Source organism: Paraburkholderia sp. JPY419 (genome assembly GCF_050435705.1).
Classification (GTDB): Bacteria; Pseudomonadota; Gammaproteobacteria; order Burkholderiales; family Burkholderiaceae; genus Paraburkholderia; species Paraburkholderia youngii.
The window spans coordinates 1,103,494-1,121,930 of sequence record NZ_JBNDKV010000004.1 but is presented as its reverse complement, the minus strand read 5'-3'; the positions used below and the strand labels follow the sequence as shown (position 1 = coordinate 1,121,930).

The window sequence follows — 18,437 nt, the reverse complement described above, 5'->3', positions numbered from 1 at the left end:
GATCAGTCTTTCGTTTTTAGCTTCTTGACGTCCGCGGGACGGCTTTTGATCGAACTGCGCAAGTCGTCGTGCAGATGCTCGAACAGACCCGCGATGCCGCGCACGCCGACCCTCAGCACATGCGACAGGCCGCGCAGCGGCGTGTCCGTCTCGCGTCCCTCGGCCCAGCCGGTCCACGCGTCCGCGCGGGCGAAGGTGGTCTTCACGAACTCGTACTCCTGTTCGGGCGACAACGACGAAAAGCGCAGGCCCACGCGGCCCGGCCCGGTAAAACTGACGGTGGCGGGAAACGCGTACTCTTCGTCGCCGCGGAATAGCGACACGGTCACGGGCTCCTGCATCGGCACTTCGATCATGCTGGGCAGCGCGACACCGACACCGCCTTCCGAGTAGTCGATCGTTTCGCATGCGAGCGTGCGGCCGGTCGAGAACTTCAGCATCACCGGCATCTTCATCGCGACGCGGGGCACCGCGCGGATCTGGCGACGCTCGCTCGCGGCGGCCACGCTCGCGCCGAGGATCAGCATGTTGTAGCTGGTCCACGCGAGATTGAGCAGCGTGGTCTCGACGATGCTGCGCACGTGCCAGTTCAGATAGATGTGCACGAGACCCGCGAGGAAGCCGAGCAGGTTCAGCAGCAGCAGGAACAGATACGGCCGCGAGATCGACCAGTCGAAGTAGCTCTTCTCGATCACGCCGCCCTTGGCCGTCACGTTGAACTTGCCGAGCTTCGGATTGATCAGCGCGAGCAGCGTCGGCGCGGTGATGTACGACGCGAGCACCGACTCGTACACCTCGGCCCAGAACGAATGGCGGAACATCCGCTGCATCCGCGAGTTCGTGATGCTCGCGTGCATCATGTGCGGCAGCGCGTAGATCGCGATCGTGCCGGCCGCCGCTTCGATCACATGCGCGCCGAAGAACAGGTACGACAGCGGCGCGGTCAGGAACACGAGACGCGGCACGCCGTAGAAGAAGTGCATCATCGCGTTCAGATAACAGAGCCGCTGGCCGATCTTCAGCCCCTTGCCGGTGAGCGGATTGTCGATCCGGAAGATCTGCGTCATGCCGCGCGCCCAGCGGATGCGCTGGCCGATGTGACCCGACAGGCTTTCGGTCGCGAGGCCGGCGGCCTGCGGAATCGCCAGATACGCGGTGGTGTAGCCGAGGCGGTGCAGCTTCAGTGCGGTGTGCGCGTCTTCGGTCACGGTTTCCACCGCGATGCCGCCGATCTCTTCGACCATGCTCCGGCGCAGGAGCGCGCACGAGCCGCAGAAGAACGTCGCGTTCCACAGATCGTTGCCGTCCTGCACGAGGCCGTAGAACAGCTCGCCTTCGTTCGGCACCTTGCGGAAGGTGCCGAGGTTGCGCTCGAACGGGTCGGGGGAGAAGAAGTGGTGCGGCGTTTGCAGCATCGACAGCAGCTTGTCGCGCAGGAACCAGCCGAGGCCGATCTGCAGGAACGAGCGGGTCGGGATGTGATCGCAGTCGAAGATCGCGAGGTACTCGCCGCTCGTGATCTTCATCGCCTCGTTGATGTTGCCGGCCTTCGCGTGACGATTGTGCGTGCGGATCGTCCAGTTCACGCCGACTTCCTCGCAGAATGCCTTGAACTCGGGGCGGCGGCCGTCGTCGAGCACGTGGATCGACATCTTGTCGGCCGGGTAGTCGAGCGCGAGCGCCGCGTAGACGGTCGGCTTCACGACGGCGAGCGGCTCGTTGTAGGTCGGGATGAACACGTCGACGGTCGGCCATTCGTCGCGATTGGCGGGCAGCGGCATCGGCTTGCGCTTGAGCGGCCACGCGGTCTGGAAGTAGCCGAGCATCAGCACGAGCGTCGCGTAAACCTCGGCGGAGACGAGCAGCAAACCCCAGGCGGCGTCGAGCGGCTGCTCCCAGCCGGTCGTTTCGGTCAGACGCCAGTACATGTAGCGGCCCGACGCGACGATCGACAGCATGATCATCACCATCGTCGCGTAGCGGCCGGGCAGACGCCGAAACATCAGCGCGAGCACGAAGCACAGCGTCGCGAAGGTCAGCTGCTGATAGAACTCGAGCGGCACCGTGAACACGAAGTACAGCATGTACAGCGCGAGCAGCGTGACGAGCCCGGTGACGATGCGGCTGTTCCAGAAGTTCGCTTCGATGAAGCGTTCGAACCGCGAAGGCTCGCCGCCCTCGGGTTCGCGGGAGGAGGCTGGTCTGCTCATGCGACGTTCCTCGGCTGGGCGGCGATCGCGTCGAGCGCCGCCATGAGCCACGCGCCGCACGCGCGCAAATCGGCGGCGGCCTGGCTCAGTGGATCGTAGTGGATCAGCGTCGTGTCGCAGGCGAGCGCTTCGCTGACGCCTTCATCGAGATGAATCACGCCGGGGAACACCTTGCCGGCGAGCATCTGGCGCAACACCTTCAGCACGTCCTTGGTCAGCTGGCGCGACTGGTCGATCTGGTTGACCACGTAGCCGACGCCGCCGAAGTCCGCGCGCGGCGCCGCGTAGGTTTCGATCAGCCGCTCCATGTGCGGGATCGCCGCGTACGACGCGGCGTCGGCGAGCACGATGTTCAGCGCGAAGGTGGCCGCGCTCAACGCGGTTCGCACGTAGACCGACGAGCCGGGCGGCGTGTCGATGATGACGATGTCGGACGCATCGAGCCGCAGGTTCTGCAGCGACTGCGCGAGCCATTGCGGATGCTGATCGATATGCGCCTCGAGGCGGCGGCGATCATCTTCCAGCAGCGCGCCATAGGGCAGCACCGTCACGCCGTCGATGCCGTCGAACATCACCGTTTGCCACGGGTTGCCGGAGAGCGTTGCGCGCGACACGCCGTCGATGCTGTCGAGCGGCACGCCGAAGTGCAGACGCAAGGCGTTCTGCGGATCGAGATCGAGCGCGATCACGCGCCGGCCGCTGTTGGCGAGCACGGAGGCGAGATTGGCGGCGAGGGTGGTCTTGCCGACCCCGCCTTTGGCCGATACCACGGCAATGACTTTCATGGCCGACGCGAACCGTTGGTGAGCCAGGACGGGAAGCCGCCGCGCGCGGGACCGCCGGATGGCTGGGCGACTTGCACGGGCGTGCCGCGCAGACGGTCGAAGAGCGAGTTCAGCGACGTGGTTTGGGGTGCGGGCACCGCAGCTTGCGGCGGCGCGGATGGGTTCTGCGCGGCAAACATCTTGCCGAGGATCGACGGTGGCTGGGCCGGTTGCGCGGGCGGGACAGCGTAGGTAGGTTGCGTGGCCTGTAACGGTTGCATCGGCGCTGCCGGTGCGGCGCTGACGCTGGGTGCGACCCATGCGGGCGCGGTCGGCGGAACCGAAGCTTGCGACGCTGCCGGAGCCGGTGCCGAGATCGGCGGGATCGGCGCGATCGGCGCGATAGGCGCGATAGGCGCGGGTGGGGCAGCAGCCGGCACGCCCGGCGCGGCAGCGATGCCCGATGGCGCGACGCCGGCCGCCGCGCGCGCGGCGGCCTCGTCGGGTTCATCAGCGGTTCTGAAGCGCGACGCGCCGCTCGGCGCCGCAGGCTGCGCGGGAGTCGCCGGCACCGGTGGAATGTCACGCCGGTGAGGGCGCGTGAACAGCGGCGCCTTCGCGCGCGTCACCGATGCCACGTCCTTCGGTGTCGTGTCCTCATGGACGGCGACGGGCCGTGGCGCCACGCTCGCCGGCGGCTGCTGTTTCGGGTCGCGAAGCTGGCCGATCGCCGGAATGGCCGGCTGCGTCAGTTCGAGCGTGACGAGCAGCGGCCAACGGGTGCGCGCGGCGCGCGCGTCGTTTTCGCGACCGATCTCCTGGTACGCATTGGCGTCGCCGCCGAATTGCTCGAACAGTTTTTCGATGTCGCTCGATGAACTCATGATGCCGTCGTCTGGTACATACCGTGCATTGCCCCGAGCCGATGTCTCGGAGCGCTGTTTTATTTGAACTGCCTTTCCTGCTTCCACGCGTCGGCTGTATCGACGTCGCACATTTTTTGCATTACTACCGCACTGTCTTGAACCTGGTATGTCGTTCTGCAGAGCCGCTGATGCTCAGGCGGGATGACGGCCGAGGCGGAATTCGAGCGAGCTGTCCTCGCCGAATGCGCTCGTCTGCACGACCGACAAACCCTGCGCGCCCAACGCGCTCAACCACGTCTGATAGGCGCCTTCGAGAAACGCCGGCGTCCAGGCGAGCGCCGAATCGCCGAAGGCCGGCAGCGGCGCGCAATAGTGAATGATGCGCAGCGACTCCGCCTCATCGGCGAGTGCGACATAACCCCAATCCATCTGATCCCAGTGAGCGTTCAGCACCTGCTCGAGCTCGGCCGTCGATGAGCAGGCGGGCAGTGGATGCGCGAGCGCGAAACGATTGCCGACGCGATGCATCAGCTGACGCAATTCGTCGCGGCCGATTTGCGCTTCGAACTCGCTCGCCAGTGCGCTCAGCATGCCGCGCCACTGCGGTGAGATCTGGCGTTCGAGCAGATATTCCAGGATTGGGACCATGTTTTTCGGAAGTGGTCGCTGCCCGTTGCGCATTCGCAAACGTTTGCCCAATTGAGCAGCGGAGTCGTTCGGCAATCGCACGGCGCGCCATTTACGTCATTTCTACCGGAATGTCTAGCGTGTCCGGCACACTCGTCAGAAGTCTACTTAAGACAGTGACTTTTAGCCAATTTCCATTGATGCGCACTCGAGACACATGAATTACGTAATTTTTGCTGATTCAAAACTAAATTGAAACGTTTGCCTTCGCTTCATGCAAAAAGGCTTGCGCAACATAGAAACCATGCATTCGGCGAGTGGTAATTCTCGCGAATCGAATTGCGGAATTGCCTGAAACCGTAGTGAAAGTTATCGTCGCTTGCCGGCAATGGCCGAGACCGATCTCCGATTCAAAACGATTCGTAATGGGTACGCGGCGAACGTTAGCCATAAATGTTTATCCAACGTTTGCCGATAACCATTGGCGGAGTGACCGGAAACCCAGCCTGATCAGCCTTTATGTCTGCCATCCCAACGCAGCACCTGTCCGAGCCGAGTATGCGTGAGCGCTTTCACCGGCGCTCGCTCGAGCATCAGCGGCCGCTTGCCCTCGTGAAGCTGGGCTTCACGGTGCTTGCGTTCCTGTCGATGGTGGCGGCGCGCGAACTGGTCGGCGCACCGGCCGCGCCGCTCGGGTACCGGCTACTGTGCGCGTTCGTGCTTGCGCTGCTGGTACTGGCGATCCCATCCACGAAATCGACGGCGCTGTTCGGCGCAATCTGTGTCGCGTACGAGCTGGTGCTGATCGGCGGGCTCGTACTGAATGCGCAAGGCCTGGCACAGCCGTTGCCGTGGCTCTTGCCGGCGTTCGTCGTGATACCGATCTGCGCGGCGCCGATATGGCTCACGCCCGTGCATTTCGCCACCGGCAGCGCGCTGTTCTACGCGGTGGCCATCGCGCTGCTGCGGTGCAAAACTCGTGCGCCCGAGGTCGACGTGGCCGTGTGGACGTGGGTCATCGCGATCGGCGCGCCGACGACGGCGGTGTTCCATTTCGCCTTCTACCATTTCCGGCGCAATCACTTTCTGCTCGAAAGCCAGCTCGCCCAGCTCGCCGCAACCGATTCGCTGACCGGCCTGCAAAACCGCCGCTCCTTCGTCAAGCACGCGGAGGGACGACTCGAGACGCTGGCACCGGGCGCGCAGATCAGCGCGATCTTCCTCGACATCGACAGCTTCAAGTCGCTCAACGACCGCTTCGGCCATGCGGTCGGCGACCATGCGCTGTTTCAGGTCGCGCAGGTGCTGAAGGACGCGGTCGCGCTTTACCACAGTGTGAGCCGCATCGGCGGTGAAGAGTTCGCGCTGCTGATCGACGACGACCTCACCGGCGCGCTGCAATTCGCCGAGCGGCTGCGCCTCGACATCTCCGAGATCGAACGGCCGGACGGCCATCTGACCGCGAGCTTCGGCGTGGCCGAGCACCGGCGCGGCGAAAGCTTCATGGTGCTGCTCGATCGCGCGGACGAAGCGTTGCTGCGGGCGAAGCAGACGGGCCGCAACCGTGTCTGCGCGGAGCGCGCGCTACCGTTCGACGCGCTGCAGCCGCCGTTCGACGACGTGCTTGCACCGCGTTACCGCTGGGAAGACTTCTATCTGATCTCGCACTTCCAGCCGCTTTACAGCCTGTCGCATCAGAAGCAGGTCGGTTTCGAGGCGCTGCTGCGCGGCGAGCACGACGACGGCACGCTGGTGCCACCGGTCGTGATGTTCGCGCCGAAGCCGTCGAGCGACGAAGGCGCGCTCGACCGCGTGAGCCACGCGGTGCATCTGGGCAACGCGCGCCGCGCGCTGCCGAGCGATGCGTGGCTTTTCCTGAACATCCTGCCGTCCACTTTCGTCGCCGACGGCTATGCCGACCAGTTGACGAAGATCGTGCGCGCCGCGGGGCTCGAACCCGAGCGCGTGATTCTGGAGATCCTCGAATCGCATGGCGGCAGCGTCGACGAGATGTCGCGCGCGGCGGCGCGCTATCGCCAGCACGGCTTCCTGATCGCCGTCGACGACTTCGGCGCGGGCCAGTCGAACCTCGACCGGCTGCTGCGGATTCGGCCGGACATCGTGAAGCTCGACGGCGAGCTGATTCGCGCGACCACGCACGGCACGCAGCAGCCGATCCTGCCGAAGCTCGTGTCGCTGCTGCATCAGGCGGGGATGCTGGTGGTCGTCGAAGGTGTCGAGACGACCGACGAGCTGATTCTCGCGGTCGAGTCGAATGTCGATTTCGCGCAGGGCTATCTGCTCGGGCGGCCCGCTGTCGAGATCGCGCCGCCCGAGTCGGTGCATCGCCAGATCGACGACGCATTCGACGTGATCGCGCAGGGCCGCGCGCATCAGTATGCGTTGTTCGAATCCGAGCTGGAGCCGTACCGGGTCGAACTGCGGCGCGCGGCCGACGGCTTGCGCGCCGGCGTCACGATGGACGACGCGTTCGCGCTGCTCGCGACCTTCAAGCGTTGCATCAGCTGCTTCCTTCTCGACGATACCGGCCGCCAGATCGGTCACGAGGTGCGCGGGCGGGCATGGTGCAAGGACGCCGCGTCGCTGCAGCCGGTCGCGAATCCGCGCGATGCGCGCTGGGATCATCGGCCGTACTTCCGCAATGCGGTGCTGCTGCCCGGCGAGGCGATCACCAGTAATCCGTATCTGTCGCTCGCGAGCGGGCGGCCGTGCATCGCGGTGACACTCGCCGTGCAATCAGCGAGCGGGCGCTGTGTGATGGGGGTCGAGCTGGATTGGTCGGCGCGAGGCTTGCCCTGGCCGGCGGGGGAGTAGGGGAAGGCCGCGTCCGCGGATTGGGGGGCGGCCCGCGGCTTTTGCGTCCGGTTTTGCGCTAATACCCGCCTTTGACCTGCGGTGCCGTCGCCGCCGTGTTTTTGTACGACGCGGCGAGGTCCGCGGCTGCGCGACTCAGCAAGCCGGTGTCCGTGCCGACCGCGACGAAGCTCGCGCCCGCTGCCAGATATTCGGCCGCCAGCGCGGGATCGGGTGCGAGCACGCCCGCGGCCTTGCCAGCGCCGCGCACGGTATCGATGCCGCGGCGAATCGCGTCGCGCACGCGCGCATCGCCCGGTTTGCCGAGCAATCCCATCGACGCGCTCAGATCCGACGGCCCGAAAAACACGCCATCGACGCCATCCACACGCGCGATCTCCGCGAGACTGTCGAGGCTCTGCACGGTTTCCGCCTGCACGATCACGCACAGTTCGTCGGCGGCGGTGTTCAGATAGTCGGGCACACGATTCCAGCGCGACGCGCGCGCGAGCGCGCTGCCGACGCCGCGAATGCCCAGCGGCGGATAGCGCGTGGCCGCGACCGCATCGAGCGCCTGCGCGGCCGTGTCGATCATCGGCAGCAGCAGCGTTTGCGCGCCGATGTCGAGCAACTGCTTGATCAGCGCGGCGTCGCTCTTCACCGGCCGCACGACCGGGTGCGACGGATACGCGGCGACCGCCTGCAACTGCGACAGCGTGCTGCGTACGTCGTTCGGCGCGTGCTCGTTGTCGATCAGCAGCCAGTCGAAACCGGCGGTGGCGAGCAGTTCGGTCACATAGGCGTCGGCGAGCGCGGCCCACAAGCCGAACTGCGGCTTGCCGTCAGCGAGTGCGCGTTTGAAGGGGTTGGTCGGCAAGGACATGACGTTGCTCTCAGATGAAATTCAAACCGATGCCGCCCAGCGGGCCATAGTCGACGTGGAACGTGTCGCCCGCGCGGGCCGGAATCGGGCTCGTGAATGAGCCGCTCAGGATGACGTCGCCCGCGTTCAATGATTCGTCGTACGGAGCAATCTTGTTGGCGAGCCACGCGACGCCGGTGGCCGGATGGTTGAGCACCGCCGCCGCGAGCCCGCTTTCCTCGACCGCGCCGTTCTTGTACAGCAGCGCGCCGACCCAGCGCAGGTCTACGTCGAGCGGACGCACGGGCCTGCCGCCGAGCACGACGCCCGCGTTCGCGGCGAAGTCGGAGATCGTGTCGTACACCTTGCGCGGCGCGCGCGTTTCGCGATCGAACTGCTCGATGCGGGCGTCGATGATTTCGATGGCCGGCGTTACATAGGCGGTCGCGTCGAGCACATCGAACAGCGTGACGGCTGGCCCCTTCAACCGTTTGTTCAGCACGAACGCGAGTTCCACTTCGACGCGCGGCGCGATGAAACGATCCGCGCGAATGTCCTGGCCGCTGTCGATGAACATGCTGTCGAGCAGCGGCGCGTAGTCGGGTTCGTCGATCTGCGACGAGCGCTGCATCGCGCGCGACGTCAGGCCGATCTTCCTGCCCTTGATGACATGGCCTTCGGCGAGTTTCAGCTTGACCCACTCGCGTTGAATCGAGTAGCCGTCCTGTACGGTCATCTGCGGATACTGCGCGGAAAAATGGCGCAGCTGCGTGCGGGTCTTTTCCGCGTGATCGAGTTGTGCGGCGAGGTCGCGGATGGTTTGTTCGTCTAGCATGATGTGTCAGCCCTTGAGCCTCGCATGCAGATTGTTGTGCTTCCAGGTGCCAGCTTCGCTGAACTCGTTGATTTCGAGCGACAACGCGAGCCCCTGCCTTTCGAACTCAGCGGCGAAGCACTGCTTGATCAGCGCGAACAGCGCGTCGCCGGTCGCCTTCTTGACGGCCTCCGAGCGACCTGCGCCGATCTTCAGGTTCGCGTGCAGGAACGCGGCGTCGGGACGCCCATCGGCGATGCAGTACTGTTCGCAGCGCAGCGCGCGCACGCGAATGCCACCGAGCGGATAGACGCGCTCGCCGTTGTCGCGCTGCGCGTCGAGGCACTGCGCGAGGTCTTTGCAGAGTTCGCTGAGCCGTTGAGCATCCGCGAGGTTGGCGCTGTATTCGAGTGTCAAGTGAGGCATGGCGATTTCCTCGCGAGAGTCAGACGGGTAGCGGTGTGACCGGGAAAATCGCGTTGATCTGACCGGTGCCCGAACTGCCGAAATAAGGCGTGATGACTTCGACCTTGCCGTCGTAACGATCCCAGCCGAGCGCACCGAGCAGCATCGCGGTATCGTGCATGCCGCCTTCGCCCCAGCATTTCTCGTTGTAGAGCGGCAGCATGTCGCAGAAGGTCTTCCAGTCGCCGGCTTCCCACATGCGCACCACGCTGCGATCCATCTGTTCGAGGAACGGGCTCCAGACTTTGTGCAAGAACTGATCGGCGGTGCCGTTGTTCGCGAAGTGATGCGACAGCGAGCCGCTCGCGAGAATGGCCACGGTACCGTCGTAGCGTTCTTCGATGGCCTTGCGCACCGCGAGGCCAAAGCGCGCGCTGGTTGCGAGGTCGTGCCACATGCACCAGCCCGCCACCGACACCGTCTTGAAGTGCTGATCGCCGTTCATATAGCGCATCGGCACCAGCGTGCCGTATTCGAGTTCGAGCGTGGTCTCGCTGTGCGCGCGGCTTTTCACGCCCATTTCGTTGGCGACTTCCGCGATCAGCTCACCGAGCCCGACATTGCCCGGGTACGCGTACGGCATGTTCCTGATGAAATGCGGCAGCTCGTTGCTCGTGTACACGCCTTCGAATTTCGGCGCGCAATTGATGTGGTATTCGCTATTCACGAGCCAGTGCACGTCGAACACGACGATCGTATCGACGCCGAGTTCGCGACAGCGTCGGCCGATTTCGTGGTGTCCGTCGATCGCGGCCTGACGGCAACCCTTGTGCGGACCGTCGAGCTCGGATAAATACAACGACGGCACGTGTGTGACTTTTGCTGCCAGCGCGAGCTTGCCCATCGCGGTCTCCCAGGTTTTTTCGAGGTCGCGGTTAGACGCCCCAGCGCGGAATATGATGCGAGCCAAGCGAAACGCAGACGTTCTTCGGTTCGAGGAATACCTCATAGCTCCATGTGCCGCCTTCGCGGCCCACGCCCGACGCTTTCGTGCCGCCGAACGGCTGACGCAGATCGCGCACGTTCTGGCTGTTTACGAAGCACATGCCCGCTTCGACGGCTGCCGCCACACGCAACGCGCGGCCCGTGTTCTCGGTCCAGATATAGCTCGACAGACCATACGAAATATCGTTGGCGAGACGGATCGCCTCGGCTTCATCGTCGAACGGAATCAGGCATGCGACCGGTCCGAAGATCTCTTCCTGCGCGATGCGCATGCGGTTGTCGACGTCGACGAACACGGTCGGCGTGACGAAGTTGCCGTGACGCAAGGCGTCGGGCAACTCGGGGGTATCGAGGCCGCCGCACGCGAGCGTCGCGCCTTCCTTCGGGCCGAGTTCGATATAGCTGCGTACCTTCGCGAGATGCCCCTGGCTGATCATCGGGCCGACGATCGTGCCGTCCGCGAGCGGGTCGCCCACCGTCAGACGCTTGGCGCGCTCGATGAAGCGCTCCGCGAAGTGCGCGTAGATGGAGCGCTGCACGAGAATGCGCGAGCCTGCGGTGCAGCGCTCGCCGTTGTTCGAGAAGATCATGAACACCGCGGCATCGAGCGCGCGTTCGAAGTCGGCATCGTCGAAGATCACGAACGGCGACTTGCCGCCAAGCTCCATCGAGAACTTCTTCAGGCCCGCGGCTTGCACGATGCGATTGCCGGTCGCGGTCGATCCGGTGAACGACACCGCGTGCACGTCGCGATGCGCGACGAGCGGTTCGCCCGCTTCCTTGCCGTAGCCGTGCACGACGTTCAGCACGCCCGCCGGAATGCCCGCTTCGAGCGCGAGCTTGCCGAGCATCGACGCGGTCAGCGGCGACAGCTCGCTCATCTTCAGCACGGCGGTGTTGCCGAACGCGAGGCAGGGCGCGACCTTCCAGGTTGCCGTCATGAACGGCACGTTCCACGGCGAGATCAGCGCGCACACCCCGACCGGATGAAACAGCGTGTAGTTCAGATGCGAGTCGGTCGGGTACGTGTGGCCGTCGACGCGCGTGCACATCTCGGCGAAATAGCTGAAGTTGTCGGCCGCGCGCGGCACCAGTTGCTTGCGCGTCTGCGAGATCGTCTGACCGGTGTCCTTCGTTTCGGTCTCCGAGATTTCCGGTACGTGCTTCGTGATCAGCTCGCCGAGTCTGCGGATCAGCTTTGCGCGTTCCGCAGCGGGCTTCGCGGCCCAGGCGGGGAACGCGCCTCTGGCCGCTTGCACGGCCGCATCGACTTCTTTCGCCCCGCCGCGCGCGACTTCGGCGAGCACTTCCTGCGTGGCTGGATTGACGGTTTCGAAGTAGTCACTCGAGGTGCACATCTCGCCGTTGATCAGATGGTCGATCGGCATTGCGTTGTCCTTTTGCTGTTCGCTGGGTTTTTGCTGTCCATCAGGCGCGGCCGAAGTCCGCGTCCGATGCGATCGTGTTGACCAGGCGGCCGAGGCCGTCGATCTCGCAGACGACTTCATCGCCCGCGTTGACGTTGACGATGCCTTCGGGCGTGCCGGTGAGGATAACGTCGCCTGGAGCAAGCGTCATGAAACCGCTCAGGTATTCGATTAGCGCGGGAATGTCGGTGACGAGATCGCGCGTATTGCCGCACTGCTGACGCGTGCCGTTGACGAACGTGCGCAACTCGAGCTGCGTGACGTCGGCGATGTCGGCGGCGTCGACGAACCAGGGGCCGAGCACCGTGCCGCCGTCGCGATTCTTCACGCGCAGATTCGGGCGATAGTAGTTTTCGAGGTAGTCGCGAATCGCGTAGTCGTTCGCGATCATGTAGCCGGCCACGTGCTGCATCGCGTCTTTACGCGCGACGTTTTGCGCGGTTCGCCCGATCACGACCGCGAGCTCGCACTCGTAGTGCATGAATGTGACGTCGGCGGGGCGGCGCGTAACGCCGCGATGGCCGAGTACCGTGCCCGGTCCCTTCAGAAATACCAGCGGCTCTTCCTGCTTGCTGAACTGCAACTCCTTCGCGTGCTCCGCGTAGTTCAGGCCGAGCGCGAAGATGGTGCCGACTTCGATCGGCGCGAGCCAGACCACTTCGTCCTCGCGACACACGCGGCCGTCGGCGAGACTGACACCCTGCGCGTGCGGATACGCTTCGTGAATCGCTCCCGCATAGGCAACGCGGCCGAGCATCATGATTGTTCTCCGTGGTGTTGAGCGACGTCCACGAACGAGACGGTCAAGGGCGGCAGCGTACCGATCGACAGCGTGGCGGTATCGCCGACATGCGCGACCGGCGAGCCGTGCCGCACGCCGAGCGTGAGCACGTCGCCCGCGTTCAGCGTCATGAAGTCGGTGACGTCGGCGAGCAATTGCGCGACGTTGCGCACCGATGATGCGGTGCTCGCCATAAACGGTTCGCCACCGTTCAGCGATACGGCGATGTCGAGCCGATCCGGCGCGGCGACATGGCGTGCGGCGACGAGCGCGGGTCCGATCACGCAGAAGCCGTCGCGTGCGCGCAGGCGTACGTTCGGGCGGTACATGTTGGTATGCGGCACGCTCAGATCCCCGACCAGCGTATAGCCAGCGATATAGTCCGCCGCGCATTCGACGCCGACACGCGTCGCAGTGCGGCCGACCACGATGCCGAGCGATGCGCCGACCTCGACGCCGAGCGCGTCATCCGGCACGACCACGCGCGCCCGATGCCCGGCCAGCGTATTGCGCGGCTTCAGATACAGAATCGGCGCCTTCGGCGGCGCCTTGTACGGGGCCGCATGCACTGCGTCGCCCAGCGCGTTCAAGGCGGCGCGATCGTTAAGCAGGACTCCATACACCGCGCCGCTGACCGGCGCGCGACACGCGACGCCCCGGGCGAGCAACGCGGCCGAGGTGTGCGCGTCCACGTCGCGAGGCAGCGCGTCGCCTTCGGGATGCAATAGATGATCGGCAAGGGCAAACATAAGTGCGCGGCCTCGTGTCGAAAATTCGGCGAAAACACTAAGATGTTAGTAGTATCCTGCTTGATATGATTGACGGTCAATAGGCTGTCAGTTGATCGCGGGTTTTCCCGTAAGCTTCGACGGCTTTTCTTTCCGATTCCTTGCCAACATGTCCGCTGCGTCCACCCGGGTTTTGCACCGCAATTTGCCGATGCTGTTGTTACGCGCTCGCGAAAAAATGATGGAGCGCTTTCGTCCGTTGATCACCGCGCACGGACTCACCGAGCAGCAATGGCGAGTGATTCGCGCGCTCAACGAGCACGGTCCGATGGAGCCGCGCCAGATCTCCGACATCTGCACGATTTCGAGCCCGAGCATGACCGGCGTGCTCGCGCGCATGGAGAGCATGGAGCTCGTGACGAAGGAACGTTTCGCGGAGGATCAGCGACGCGTACTCGTGTCGCTGACCGATACTAGCGTCGAACTGGTGCGGGTGATTTCGAAGGATCTCGAGGCGCACTATCGCGAACTCGAGCGCAAGGTGGGACCGGAGATCGTCGAGCGCGTGTATCGCGCGGTCGACGATTTGCTGGCGGGGTTGTCGGAAGAGGATGAGTGACGCGGCGGCTTACCAGCCGTAAAACCTCTGCCACGCGACGCTGCTGCCGTCCGGTGCGACCGCCTGATATTCGGGAAACTGTGCGCCGGTCGCGCACGCGTGGTTCGGCAGGATGCGCAGTTTCATACCGATCGGAAAGCGCTGCGCGATGTCGTCGCTCTGTGCATCGGCGTGCGGATCGGCTTGAGCCGCCGCGAGAATCCCGTGCTCCTGGTTGGCGCCGCTCACGACATAGCCCGGCAGCAACGTGCCATTGAGCAAACACGGCTGCCCATAGCCGAAATCGTGCGACTGCCGCGAGGTGCCGCGATCGCGGCTTAGCGCCATCCAGCCCGCGTCGAGAATCGCCCAGCCTTTGTCTTCCTGATGACCGATCACGGTCGTGAGTACGCTCAGCGCGATGTCATCGAGCGTGCAAACGCCCACGTTGTGCATGACCAGATCGAACAGCACGTAGACGCCGGCCCGCACCTCGGTGACGCCTTCGAGATTGCGTGCGGCGAGCGCGGTCGGCGTCGAACCGACGCTGACGGCCGGACACGCGATGCCCGCTTCGCGCAGCCGCTCGGCGGCGCGCACGCAGCCGGCGCGTTCCTGCTCCGCGAGCGCGGCGAGCGCTTCAGGCGTATTCAACTCATAGCTCGAACCCGCATGGGTCATCACTCCGCCGACTTTCACACCGTTCTCGTGCAGAATCCGCCCGACGTCGAGCAGCGTCTGCTGTTCAGGCTGGATTCCGGAGCGATGGCCGTCCGTATCGACCTCGATCCAGACTTCGAACGTTTCGCCGTGCTGGTCGCCGAACCCGGCAATCGCCGCGGCGGCGGTCGGGTTGTCGACCACCAGCTTCAGATCGCAGCCCTGACGACGCAGCGCGCGCGCGCGCGGCAACTTCGACGGAACCATGCTGACGGCGTACAGGATGTCGTCGACGCCGGCCGCGAAGAACGCTTCCGCTTCCTTCAGCGTCGATACCGTGATGCCGCGCGCGCCGGCGGCGATCTGCGCGCGCACGACGTCGATGCATTTGGTGGTCTTCACATGCGGCCGGAACGCGACGCCGAGCGCATTCATCCGCCCTTGCATCCGCGCGATGTTCTTTTGCATCCGCGCGACGTCGATCAACGCGGCCGGAGTTTCGATCTGTTCGAGTTTCATGTTTGCACCTGAGGAACGAGGTGAGGTTCCAGGGTCAATGACGACGATCGCGGCCAAAGCTTGCGAGCCACGGCGCGAGCCCGTCGAGCGATGCCGCTTCGACCTCGGGCGCTTGCGCACCCGCAACGAGCGGCAGGCCGACCTGGTTGTGCCAGTAGGTCCGCAGACCCACGGCCGCGGTGCCGAACATGTCGTAGCTCGACCCGGCGACGAAGGCGGCGCGCCGCGGCTCGACGCCGAGCTTGTCGAGCGCGAGGCGGTACGGGAGCGGGTCCGGCTTGTAGACGCCGGCTTCCTCGGCGGTCACGATCGCGTCCCACCGCACAGGCAACAGCGCGGCCGCCTGCAAGCCGAGCCGCGTCGAGCAGTTGGTGACGACCGCGAGCTTGCAGTGCGGCGCGAGCGCGCGCAATGCATCGAGCGCGCCAGGCCACGGCTTCAGGTTCAGCCAGTCCGCTTCGAGCGCGTTCGCGGCCGCCTCGGACAAACCGACTTGCGAGGCGGCCTCCCGTATCAGTTGTTCGTAGGGAACGTAGCGACCGCAGCCGTACGTCAGCCGCAGATAGGCGGCACGCCATGCGCGGCCCGCTTCGTCGGAGCCTGCCGCGCGGTTCCACGAGGTCCACGAGTCGAGCAGGGCGGTGAGCAGGTCGAACAGCACCGCGTCGGGGTAGGCGCGGGTGTCGGTGGCGTGGGCGGCAGCAGTCATGATTGCATGTGGGCCGGCTGTTGAGGATGAGTCGATTATAGGTTTTTCGACAAGTCGTCAGCGTTCAGATGGGATGAGTCTTAGATTCAGACCAACTGAATCATCGTCGCCAGGGTGGCAGCGGCCTGAAGCGGCTTTGCAGATACTGCATGAAATGGCGCGTGCGCGCCGGCAGCCCCGTGCGCTGATGCGTGAGGGCGATCACGTTCGCATCCGGCGCTTTCCAGCCCGGCAGCAGACGCACGAGTTTGCCCTTCGCAAGGTCGTCTGCGACGTCCCATTCGGAGCGCAGAATCACGCCGCGTCCCTCGCAGGCCCATTGGCGGATCACGTCACCGTCGTTGCAGCTCAGATGCGCGGACACGCGCACGCTGCGGCGCGTGCGGCCCTTGCTGAACTGCCACAGCGACACGTCCTCGTGGTTTTCACGCAGCACGATGCAGGGCAGCCGGCTCAACGCTTCCGGCGATTCGGCTTGGCCGATTCGCTTGACGAGCGCGGGCGCCGCGCAGACGAAACGCGCGTTCGGCGCGATCGTATAGCCGATCAGGTTCGACAGCGGCAGTTCGCCGATATGCACGACGATATCGAAGCGATCGAGCGTTTCGGTCAACGGCCGGTCGGACAGCGTCAGCGCGACGTCGATATCGGGGTTCTGGTGCTGGAACTCGCCGATCAGCGGCGCCAGATGGCGTCGTCCGAAACCGAGCGGCGCATTGATCTTCAGCGTGCCGACGAGGCCGCCGCGGCGAGTTTGCAGATCGTCGAACAACGCGTCGAACTGCGCGATCAGCTCGGCGCCGCGCTCGCACAGCAGCAGGCCTTCGTCGGTGAATTGCAGGCGGCGCGCGCTGCGGGTCACGAGCTGCGTGCCGAGCTTCTTTTCGAGTTGCTGCAGACGCTGCGTGACCGCCGACGGCGACAGCGCGAGCCGCCGCGCGGCGGCGATCAGGCTGCCGCTCGCGCGCAGTGTGAGCAGGAAGCGGATATCGGCCGAATCGTTCATCAGGGGAGGTGGGTGCAATGGCGGAGCGTGGAATCTCGCAGCATAATGCGTCCCGATCGATCACAGGGTAAAGTGGCGCTTCCGGTCTATCGATTCAATCATTGGAAGAGAAGTCCCATGTCGTTGCCTCATGAGTCGTCCGCGAACGGCGCAGCGCCCAATATTTCGCTGAAACAGGCGGTTTTTCTGCATACCGGCTGGCGCAGCGCGGGCACGTGGGTGTGGTCGCGGCTGCGCGAGCTCCAAGGCGCGGCCGGTTTCTACGAGCCGCTCAGCAACGTGCTCGCCGATCTCAAGCTCGCCGACGTGCCCGCCTCGCGGCCGACCTTGACCTCGGGGCACCCGCCGCTCGCCGCGCCATACTTCGACGAATACCGGCCGTTTTTGCGCGAAGACGCGCGCGGCGTCGCGGGTTACGACCGGCGCTTCAGCATCGATCGCTTTACGCGCGAGCCCGATGCGACATTCGCGTCACTGCAGGCCTATTTGCGCGCGCTGAGCGCACACACGATCGAGCGGGGCCGCGTGCCCGTGTTCAAGTTTTGCCGCACGGGCGGTCGTCTGCCGTGGCTGAAGCGCGCGTTTGCCGAGGCGCTGCACGTGGGTGTGCTGCGCAATCCCGCGTCTCAGTTCGCGTCGGGTTGGCTGCTGCGGCAGCAATGGAGCAATGCGTTTTTTGTCGCCGCGCCGTTTCGCGTGCTCGGTCTGAACCAGATCGACCCGCTGGTGAGCGAGGCGATCGGCGTGTGCGGCGTGCGCCTGCCGCCACTGCCGCCGATGCCCGATGACGCATATGCGCTCGCGTGCGAGCAGTTCGCGCGCACGGTGGACAGCGACAACGCGTATCGCGCGTTCATTGCGTTGTGGATTCTCTGCGCGCTGCGCATGGGCGAGGGCGTCGATCTGCTGATCGATATGGAGCGGCTCGGCGAGTCGCGCGACTACGCGACCGGTCTGAGCGCCGCGTTCGACGCGCAATGCGGCTTGGCACCCGACTTCACGAGCGCGCGCGATCTGGTGGTTGAAACGCGGCGCAGCGCGGCGCGCATGACGGGCATCGACGGTGGCGCGTTGCGCGCCGTGCACTCCGCCGCGCTGAAATTCCTGAAGGCGCAGGCCGGCATCGACCCGGCCTTCGTCGAGGTGGTCCGCCACAAAATGGTGCTGGCCAACGAGCTGACCGAAACGTGGCGCTAGCCCGCCGCCGACACCGCCGCGCGCAGCCCGAGCAGATAGCTGTCCACGCCGAAGCCGCAAATCTGCCCTTTGACGATCTCCGCGAACACCGACTGATGCCGGAAGGCTTCGCGCGCGTGAATGTTCGACATGTGGATCTCGACCACCGGGACGGTCAGGATCGCGAGCGCATCGCGAATGCCGTAGCTGTAGTGCGTCCATGCGCCGGCATTGATCAGCACGCCGTCGGCGTTGTCGGTGAACGCCTGGTGAATGCGCTCGCACATCGCCGCTTCGCTATTGGTCTGAAAGCTGTCGACCCGCACGCCGAGCTCGTCGCCGAGCGCGCGCAGCCGTGCGTCGATTTCTTCGAGCGTGATGGTGCCGTATTGCGCGGGATCGCGCTTGCCGAACATGTTGTGGTTGATGCCGTGCAGCATCACGAATGTTTTCATAGAGCCATCCT

General features: G+C 65.0%; 18 protein-coding genes. 3 read left to right on the top strand and 15 right to left on the bottom strand.

The genetic code is table 11. The features are described from left to right. Positions 1 to 2 precede the first annotated feature (2 nt). The 4 genes from bcsA to bcsD form a co-directional block, all read right to left on the bottom strand. Positions 3 to 2,210 (bottom strand): UDP-forming cellulose synthase catalytic subunit, encoded by a 2,208-nt coding sequence (gene bcsA, locus QFZ91_RS33630; RefSeq protein WP_429569842.1) that lies wholly within the window; start codon positions 2,208 to 2,210, stop codon positions 3 to 5. After that, positions 2,207 to 2,995 (bottom strand): cellulose biosynthesis protein BcsQ, encoded by a 789-nt coding sequence (gene bcsQ, locus QFZ91_RS33625; RefSeq protein WP_176380988.1) that lies wholly within the window; start codon positions 2,993 to 2,995, stop codon positions 2,207 to 2,209. Before bcsQ ends, bcsA begins: the two co-directional genes overlap by 4 nt. Then, positions 2,992 to 3,858: a cellulose biosynthesis protein BcsP gene (gene bcsP / locus QFZ91_RS33620; protein WP_429569841.1), complete on the bottom strand. Its 867-nt coding sequence runs from the start codon at positions 3,856 to 3,858 to the stop codon at positions 2,992 to 2,994. Before bcsP ends, bcsQ begins: the two co-directional genes overlap by 4 nt. A 174-nt stretch (positions 3,859 to 4,032) precedes the next feature. After that, positions 4,033 to 4,488: a cellulose biosynthesis protein BcsD gene (gene bcsD, locus QFZ91_RS33615; protein ID WP_176366713.1), complete on the bottom strand. Its 456-nt coding sequence runs from the start codon at positions 4,486 to 4,488 to the stop codon at positions 4,033 to 4,035. A 498-nt stretch (positions 4,489 to 4,986) separates the two neighbouring features. Here bcsD and QFZ91_RS33610 point away from each other — a divergent pair, with 498 nt between their 5' ends. Continuing rightward, positions 4,987 to 7,302: an EAL domain-containing protein gene (locus QFZ91_RS33610; RefSeq protein ID WP_429569840.1), complete on the top strand. Its 2,316-nt coding sequence runs from the start codon at positions 4,987 to 4,989 to the stop codon at positions 7,300 to 7,302. A 58-nt stretch (positions 7,303 to 7,360) separates the two neighbouring features. Here the strand turns inward: QFZ91_RS33610 and hpaI are convergent, their stop codons facing one another. The 7 genes from hpaI to QFZ91_RS33575 are packed head-to-tail and all read right to left on the bottom strand — an operon-like array spanning position 7,361 to position 13,324. Continuing rightward, entirely contained in the window at positions 7,361 to 8,164 is an 804-nt protein-coding gene (gene hpaI / locus QFZ91_RS33605) for a 4-hydroxy-2-oxoheptanedioate aldolase (RefSeq protein ID WP_429569839.1), read from the bottom strand. A 10-nt stretch (positions 8,165 to 8,174) separates the two neighbouring features. After that, positions 8,175 to 8,978, bottom strand: coding sequence for a 2-oxo-hept-4-ene-1,7-dioate hydratase (gene hpaH, locus QFZ91_RS33600; protein ID WP_429569838.1), 804 nt, complete (start codon positions 8,976 to 8,978; stop codon positions 8,175 to 8,177). Positions 8,979 to 8,984: 6 nt separating this feature from the next. Continuing rightward, positions 8,985 to 9,383 carry a 5-carboxymethyl-2-hydroxymuconate Delta-isomerase gene (locus tag QFZ91_RS33595; RefSeq protein WP_176366717.1) on the bottom strand — a complete coding sequence of 133 codons (399 nt, stop codon included), beginning with the start codon at positions 9,381 to 9,383 and terminating at the stop codon, positions 8,985 to 8,987. Positions 9,384 to 9,402: 19 nt separating this feature from the next. Beyond that, positions 9,403 to 10,266 carry a 3,4-dihydroxyphenylacetate 2,3-dioxygenase gene (gene hpaD, locus QFZ91_RS33590; RefSeq protein ID WP_013091402.1) on the bottom strand — a complete coding sequence of 288 codons (864 nt, stop codon included), beginning with the start codon at positions 10,264 to 10,266 and terminating at the stop codon, positions 9,403 to 9,405. 31 nt (positions 10,267 to 10,297) lie between these two features. Continuing rightward, positions 10,298 to 11,755, bottom strand: a complete 1,458-nt coding sequence (gene hpaE / locus QFZ91_RS33585; RefSeq protein WP_429569837.1) for a 5-carboxymethyl-2-hydroxymuconate semialdehyde dehydrogenase — start codon at positions 11,753 to 11,755, stop codon at positions 10,298 to 10,300. A 40-nt stretch (positions 11,756 to 11,795) separates the two neighbouring features. Beyond that, positions 11,796 to 12,554, bottom strand: coding sequence for a fumarylacetoacetate hydrolase family protein (locus QFZ91_RS33580; RefSeq protein ID WP_429569836.1), 759 nt, complete (start codon positions 12,552 to 12,554; stop codon positions 11,796 to 11,798). Continuing rightward, complete coding sequence (locus tag QFZ91_RS33575; protein ID WP_429569835.1) at positions 12,551 to 13,324, bottom strand: fumarylacetoacetate hydrolase family protein; 774 nt, start codon at positions 13,322 to 13,324, stop codon at positions 12,551 to 12,553. Before QFZ91_RS33575 ends, QFZ91_RS33580 begins: the two co-directional genes overlap by 4 nt. A 190-nt stretch (positions 13,325 to 13,514) precedes the next feature. Between QFZ91_RS33575 and hpaR the strand changes: the two genes are divergently transcribed. Then, a complete protein-coding gene (hpaR, locus tag QFZ91_RS33570) occupies positions 13,515 to 13,922 on the top strand; it encodes a homoprotocatechuate degradation operon regulator HpaR (protein WP_429569834.1) in 408 nt (135 codons plus the stop codon). Between the two features lie 9 nt (positions 13,923 to 13,931). Here the strand turns inward: hpaR and QFZ91_RS33565 are convergent, their stop codons facing one another. The 3 genes from QFZ91_RS33565 to QFZ91_RS33555 all read right to left on the bottom strand — a co-directional run bounded on the left by QFZ91_RS33565 (position 13,932) and on the right by QFZ91_RS33555 (position 16,795). Then, a complete protein-coding gene (locus QFZ91_RS33565) occupies positions 13,932 to 15,080 on the bottom strand; it encodes a DSD1 family PLP-dependent enzyme (RefSeq protein WP_429569833.1) in 1,149 nt (382 codons plus the stop codon). A gap of 34 nt (positions 15,081 to 15,114) precedes the next feature. Beyond that, complete coding sequence (locus QFZ91_RS33560) at positions 15,115 to 15,789, bottom strand: HAD-IA family hydrolase (protein ID WP_429569832.1); 675 nt, start codon at positions 15,787 to 15,789, stop codon at positions 15,115 to 15,117. A gap of 100 nt (positions 15,790 to 15,889) precedes the next feature. Continuing rightward, a complete protein-coding gene (locus QFZ91_RS33555; protein ID WP_429569831.1) occupies positions 15,890 to 16,795 on the bottom strand; it encodes a LysR family transcriptional regulator in 906 nt (301 codons plus the stop codon). A 117-nt stretch (positions 16,796 to 16,912) separates the two neighbouring features. Here QFZ91_RS33555 and QFZ91_RS33550 point away from each other — a divergent pair, with 117 nt between their 5' ends. Continuing rightward, entirely contained in the window at positions 16,913 to 17,992 is a 1,080-nt protein-coding gene (locus QFZ91_RS33550) for a hypothetical protein (protein WP_429569830.1), read from the top strand. On the opposite strand, the gene aroQ is transcribed toward QFZ91_RS33550, so the two are convergent. Then, positions 17,989 to 18,426, bottom strand: coding sequence for a type II 3-dehydroquinate dehydratase (aroQ, locus tag QFZ91_RS33545; protein WP_013091411.1), 438 nt, complete (start codon positions 18,424 to 18,426; stop codon positions 17,989 to 17,991). The genes QFZ91_RS33550 and aroQ overlap by 4 nt on opposite strands. Positions 18,427 to 18,437: the final 11 nt, after the last annotated feature.

What these genes read in the sequence shown, in the direction of transcription:
- bcsA (WP_429569842.1), bottom strand. Translation starts at nt 2,210, where the DNA reads ATGAGCAGACCAGCCTCCTCCCGCGAACCCGAGGGCGGCGAGCCTTCG.
- bcsQ (WP_176380988.1), bottom strand. Translation starts at nt 2,995, where the DNA reads ATGAAAGTCATTGCCGTGGTATCGGCCAAAGGCGGGGTCGGCAAGACC.
- bcsP (WP_429569841.1), bottom strand. Translation starts at nt 3,858, where the DNA reads ATGAGTTCATCGAGCGACATCGAAAAACTGTTCGAGCAATTCGGCGGC.
- bcsD (WP_176366713.1), bottom strand. Translation starts at nt 4,488, where the DNA reads ATGGTCCCAATCCTGGAATATCTGCTCGAACGCCAGATCTCACCGCAG.
- QFZ91_RS33610 (WP_429569840.1), top strand. Translation starts at nt 4,987, where the DNA reads ATGTCTGCCATCCCAACGCAGCACCTGTCCGAGCCGAGTATGCGTGAG.
- hpaI (WP_429569839.1), bottom strand. Translation starts at nt 8,164, where the DNA reads ATGTCCTTGCCGACCAACCCCTTCAAACGCGCACTCGCTGACGGCAAG.
- hpaH (WP_429569838.1), bottom strand. Translation starts at nt 8,978, where the DNA reads ATGCTAGACGAACAAACCATCCGCGACCTCGCCGCACAACTCGATCAC.
- QFZ91_RS33595 (WP_176366717.1), bottom strand. Translation starts at nt 9,383, where the DNA reads ATGCCTCACTTGACACTCGAATACAGCGCCAACCTCGCGGATGCTCAA.
- hpaD (WP_013091402.1), bottom strand. Translation starts at nt 10,266, where the DNA reads ATGGGCAAGCTCGCGCTGGCAGCAAAAGTCACACACGTGCCGTCGTTG.
- hpaE (WP_429569837.1), bottom strand. Translation starts at nt 11,755, where the DNA reads ATGCCGATCGACCATCTGATCAACGGCGAGATGTGCACCTCGAGTGAC.
- QFZ91_RS33580 (WP_429569836.1), bottom strand. Translation starts at nt 12,554, where the DNA reads ATGATGCTCGGCCGCGTTGCCTATGCGGGAGCGATTCACGAAGCGTAT.
- QFZ91_RS33575 (WP_429569835.1), bottom strand. Translation starts at nt 13,324, where the DNA reads ATGTTTGCCCTTGCCGATCATCTATTGCATCCCGAAGGCGACGCGCTG.
- hpaR (WP_429569834.1), top strand. Translation starts at nt 13,515, where the DNA reads ATGCTGTTGTTACGCGCTCGCGAAAAAATGATGGAGCGCTTTCGTCCG.
- QFZ91_RS33565 (WP_429569833.1), bottom strand. Translation starts at nt 15,080, where the DNA reads ATGAAACTCGAACAGATCGAAACTCCGGCCGCGTTGATCGACGTCGCG.
- QFZ91_RS33560 (WP_429569832.1), bottom strand. Translation starts at nt 15,789, where the DNA reads ATGACTGCTGCCGCCCACGCCACCGACACCCGCGCCTACCCCGACGCG.
- QFZ91_RS33555 (WP_429569831.1), bottom strand. Translation starts at nt 16,795, where the DNA reads ATGAACGATTCGGCCGATATCCGCTTCCTGCTCACACTGCGCGCGAGC.
- QFZ91_RS33550 (WP_429569830.1), top strand. Translation starts at nt 16,913, where the DNA reads ATGTCGTTGCCTCATGAGTCGTCCGCGAACGGCGCAGCGCCCAATATT.
- aroQ (WP_013091411.1), bottom strand. Translation starts at nt 18,426, where the DNA reads ATGAAAACATTCGTGATGCTGCACGGCATCAACCACAACATGTTCGGC.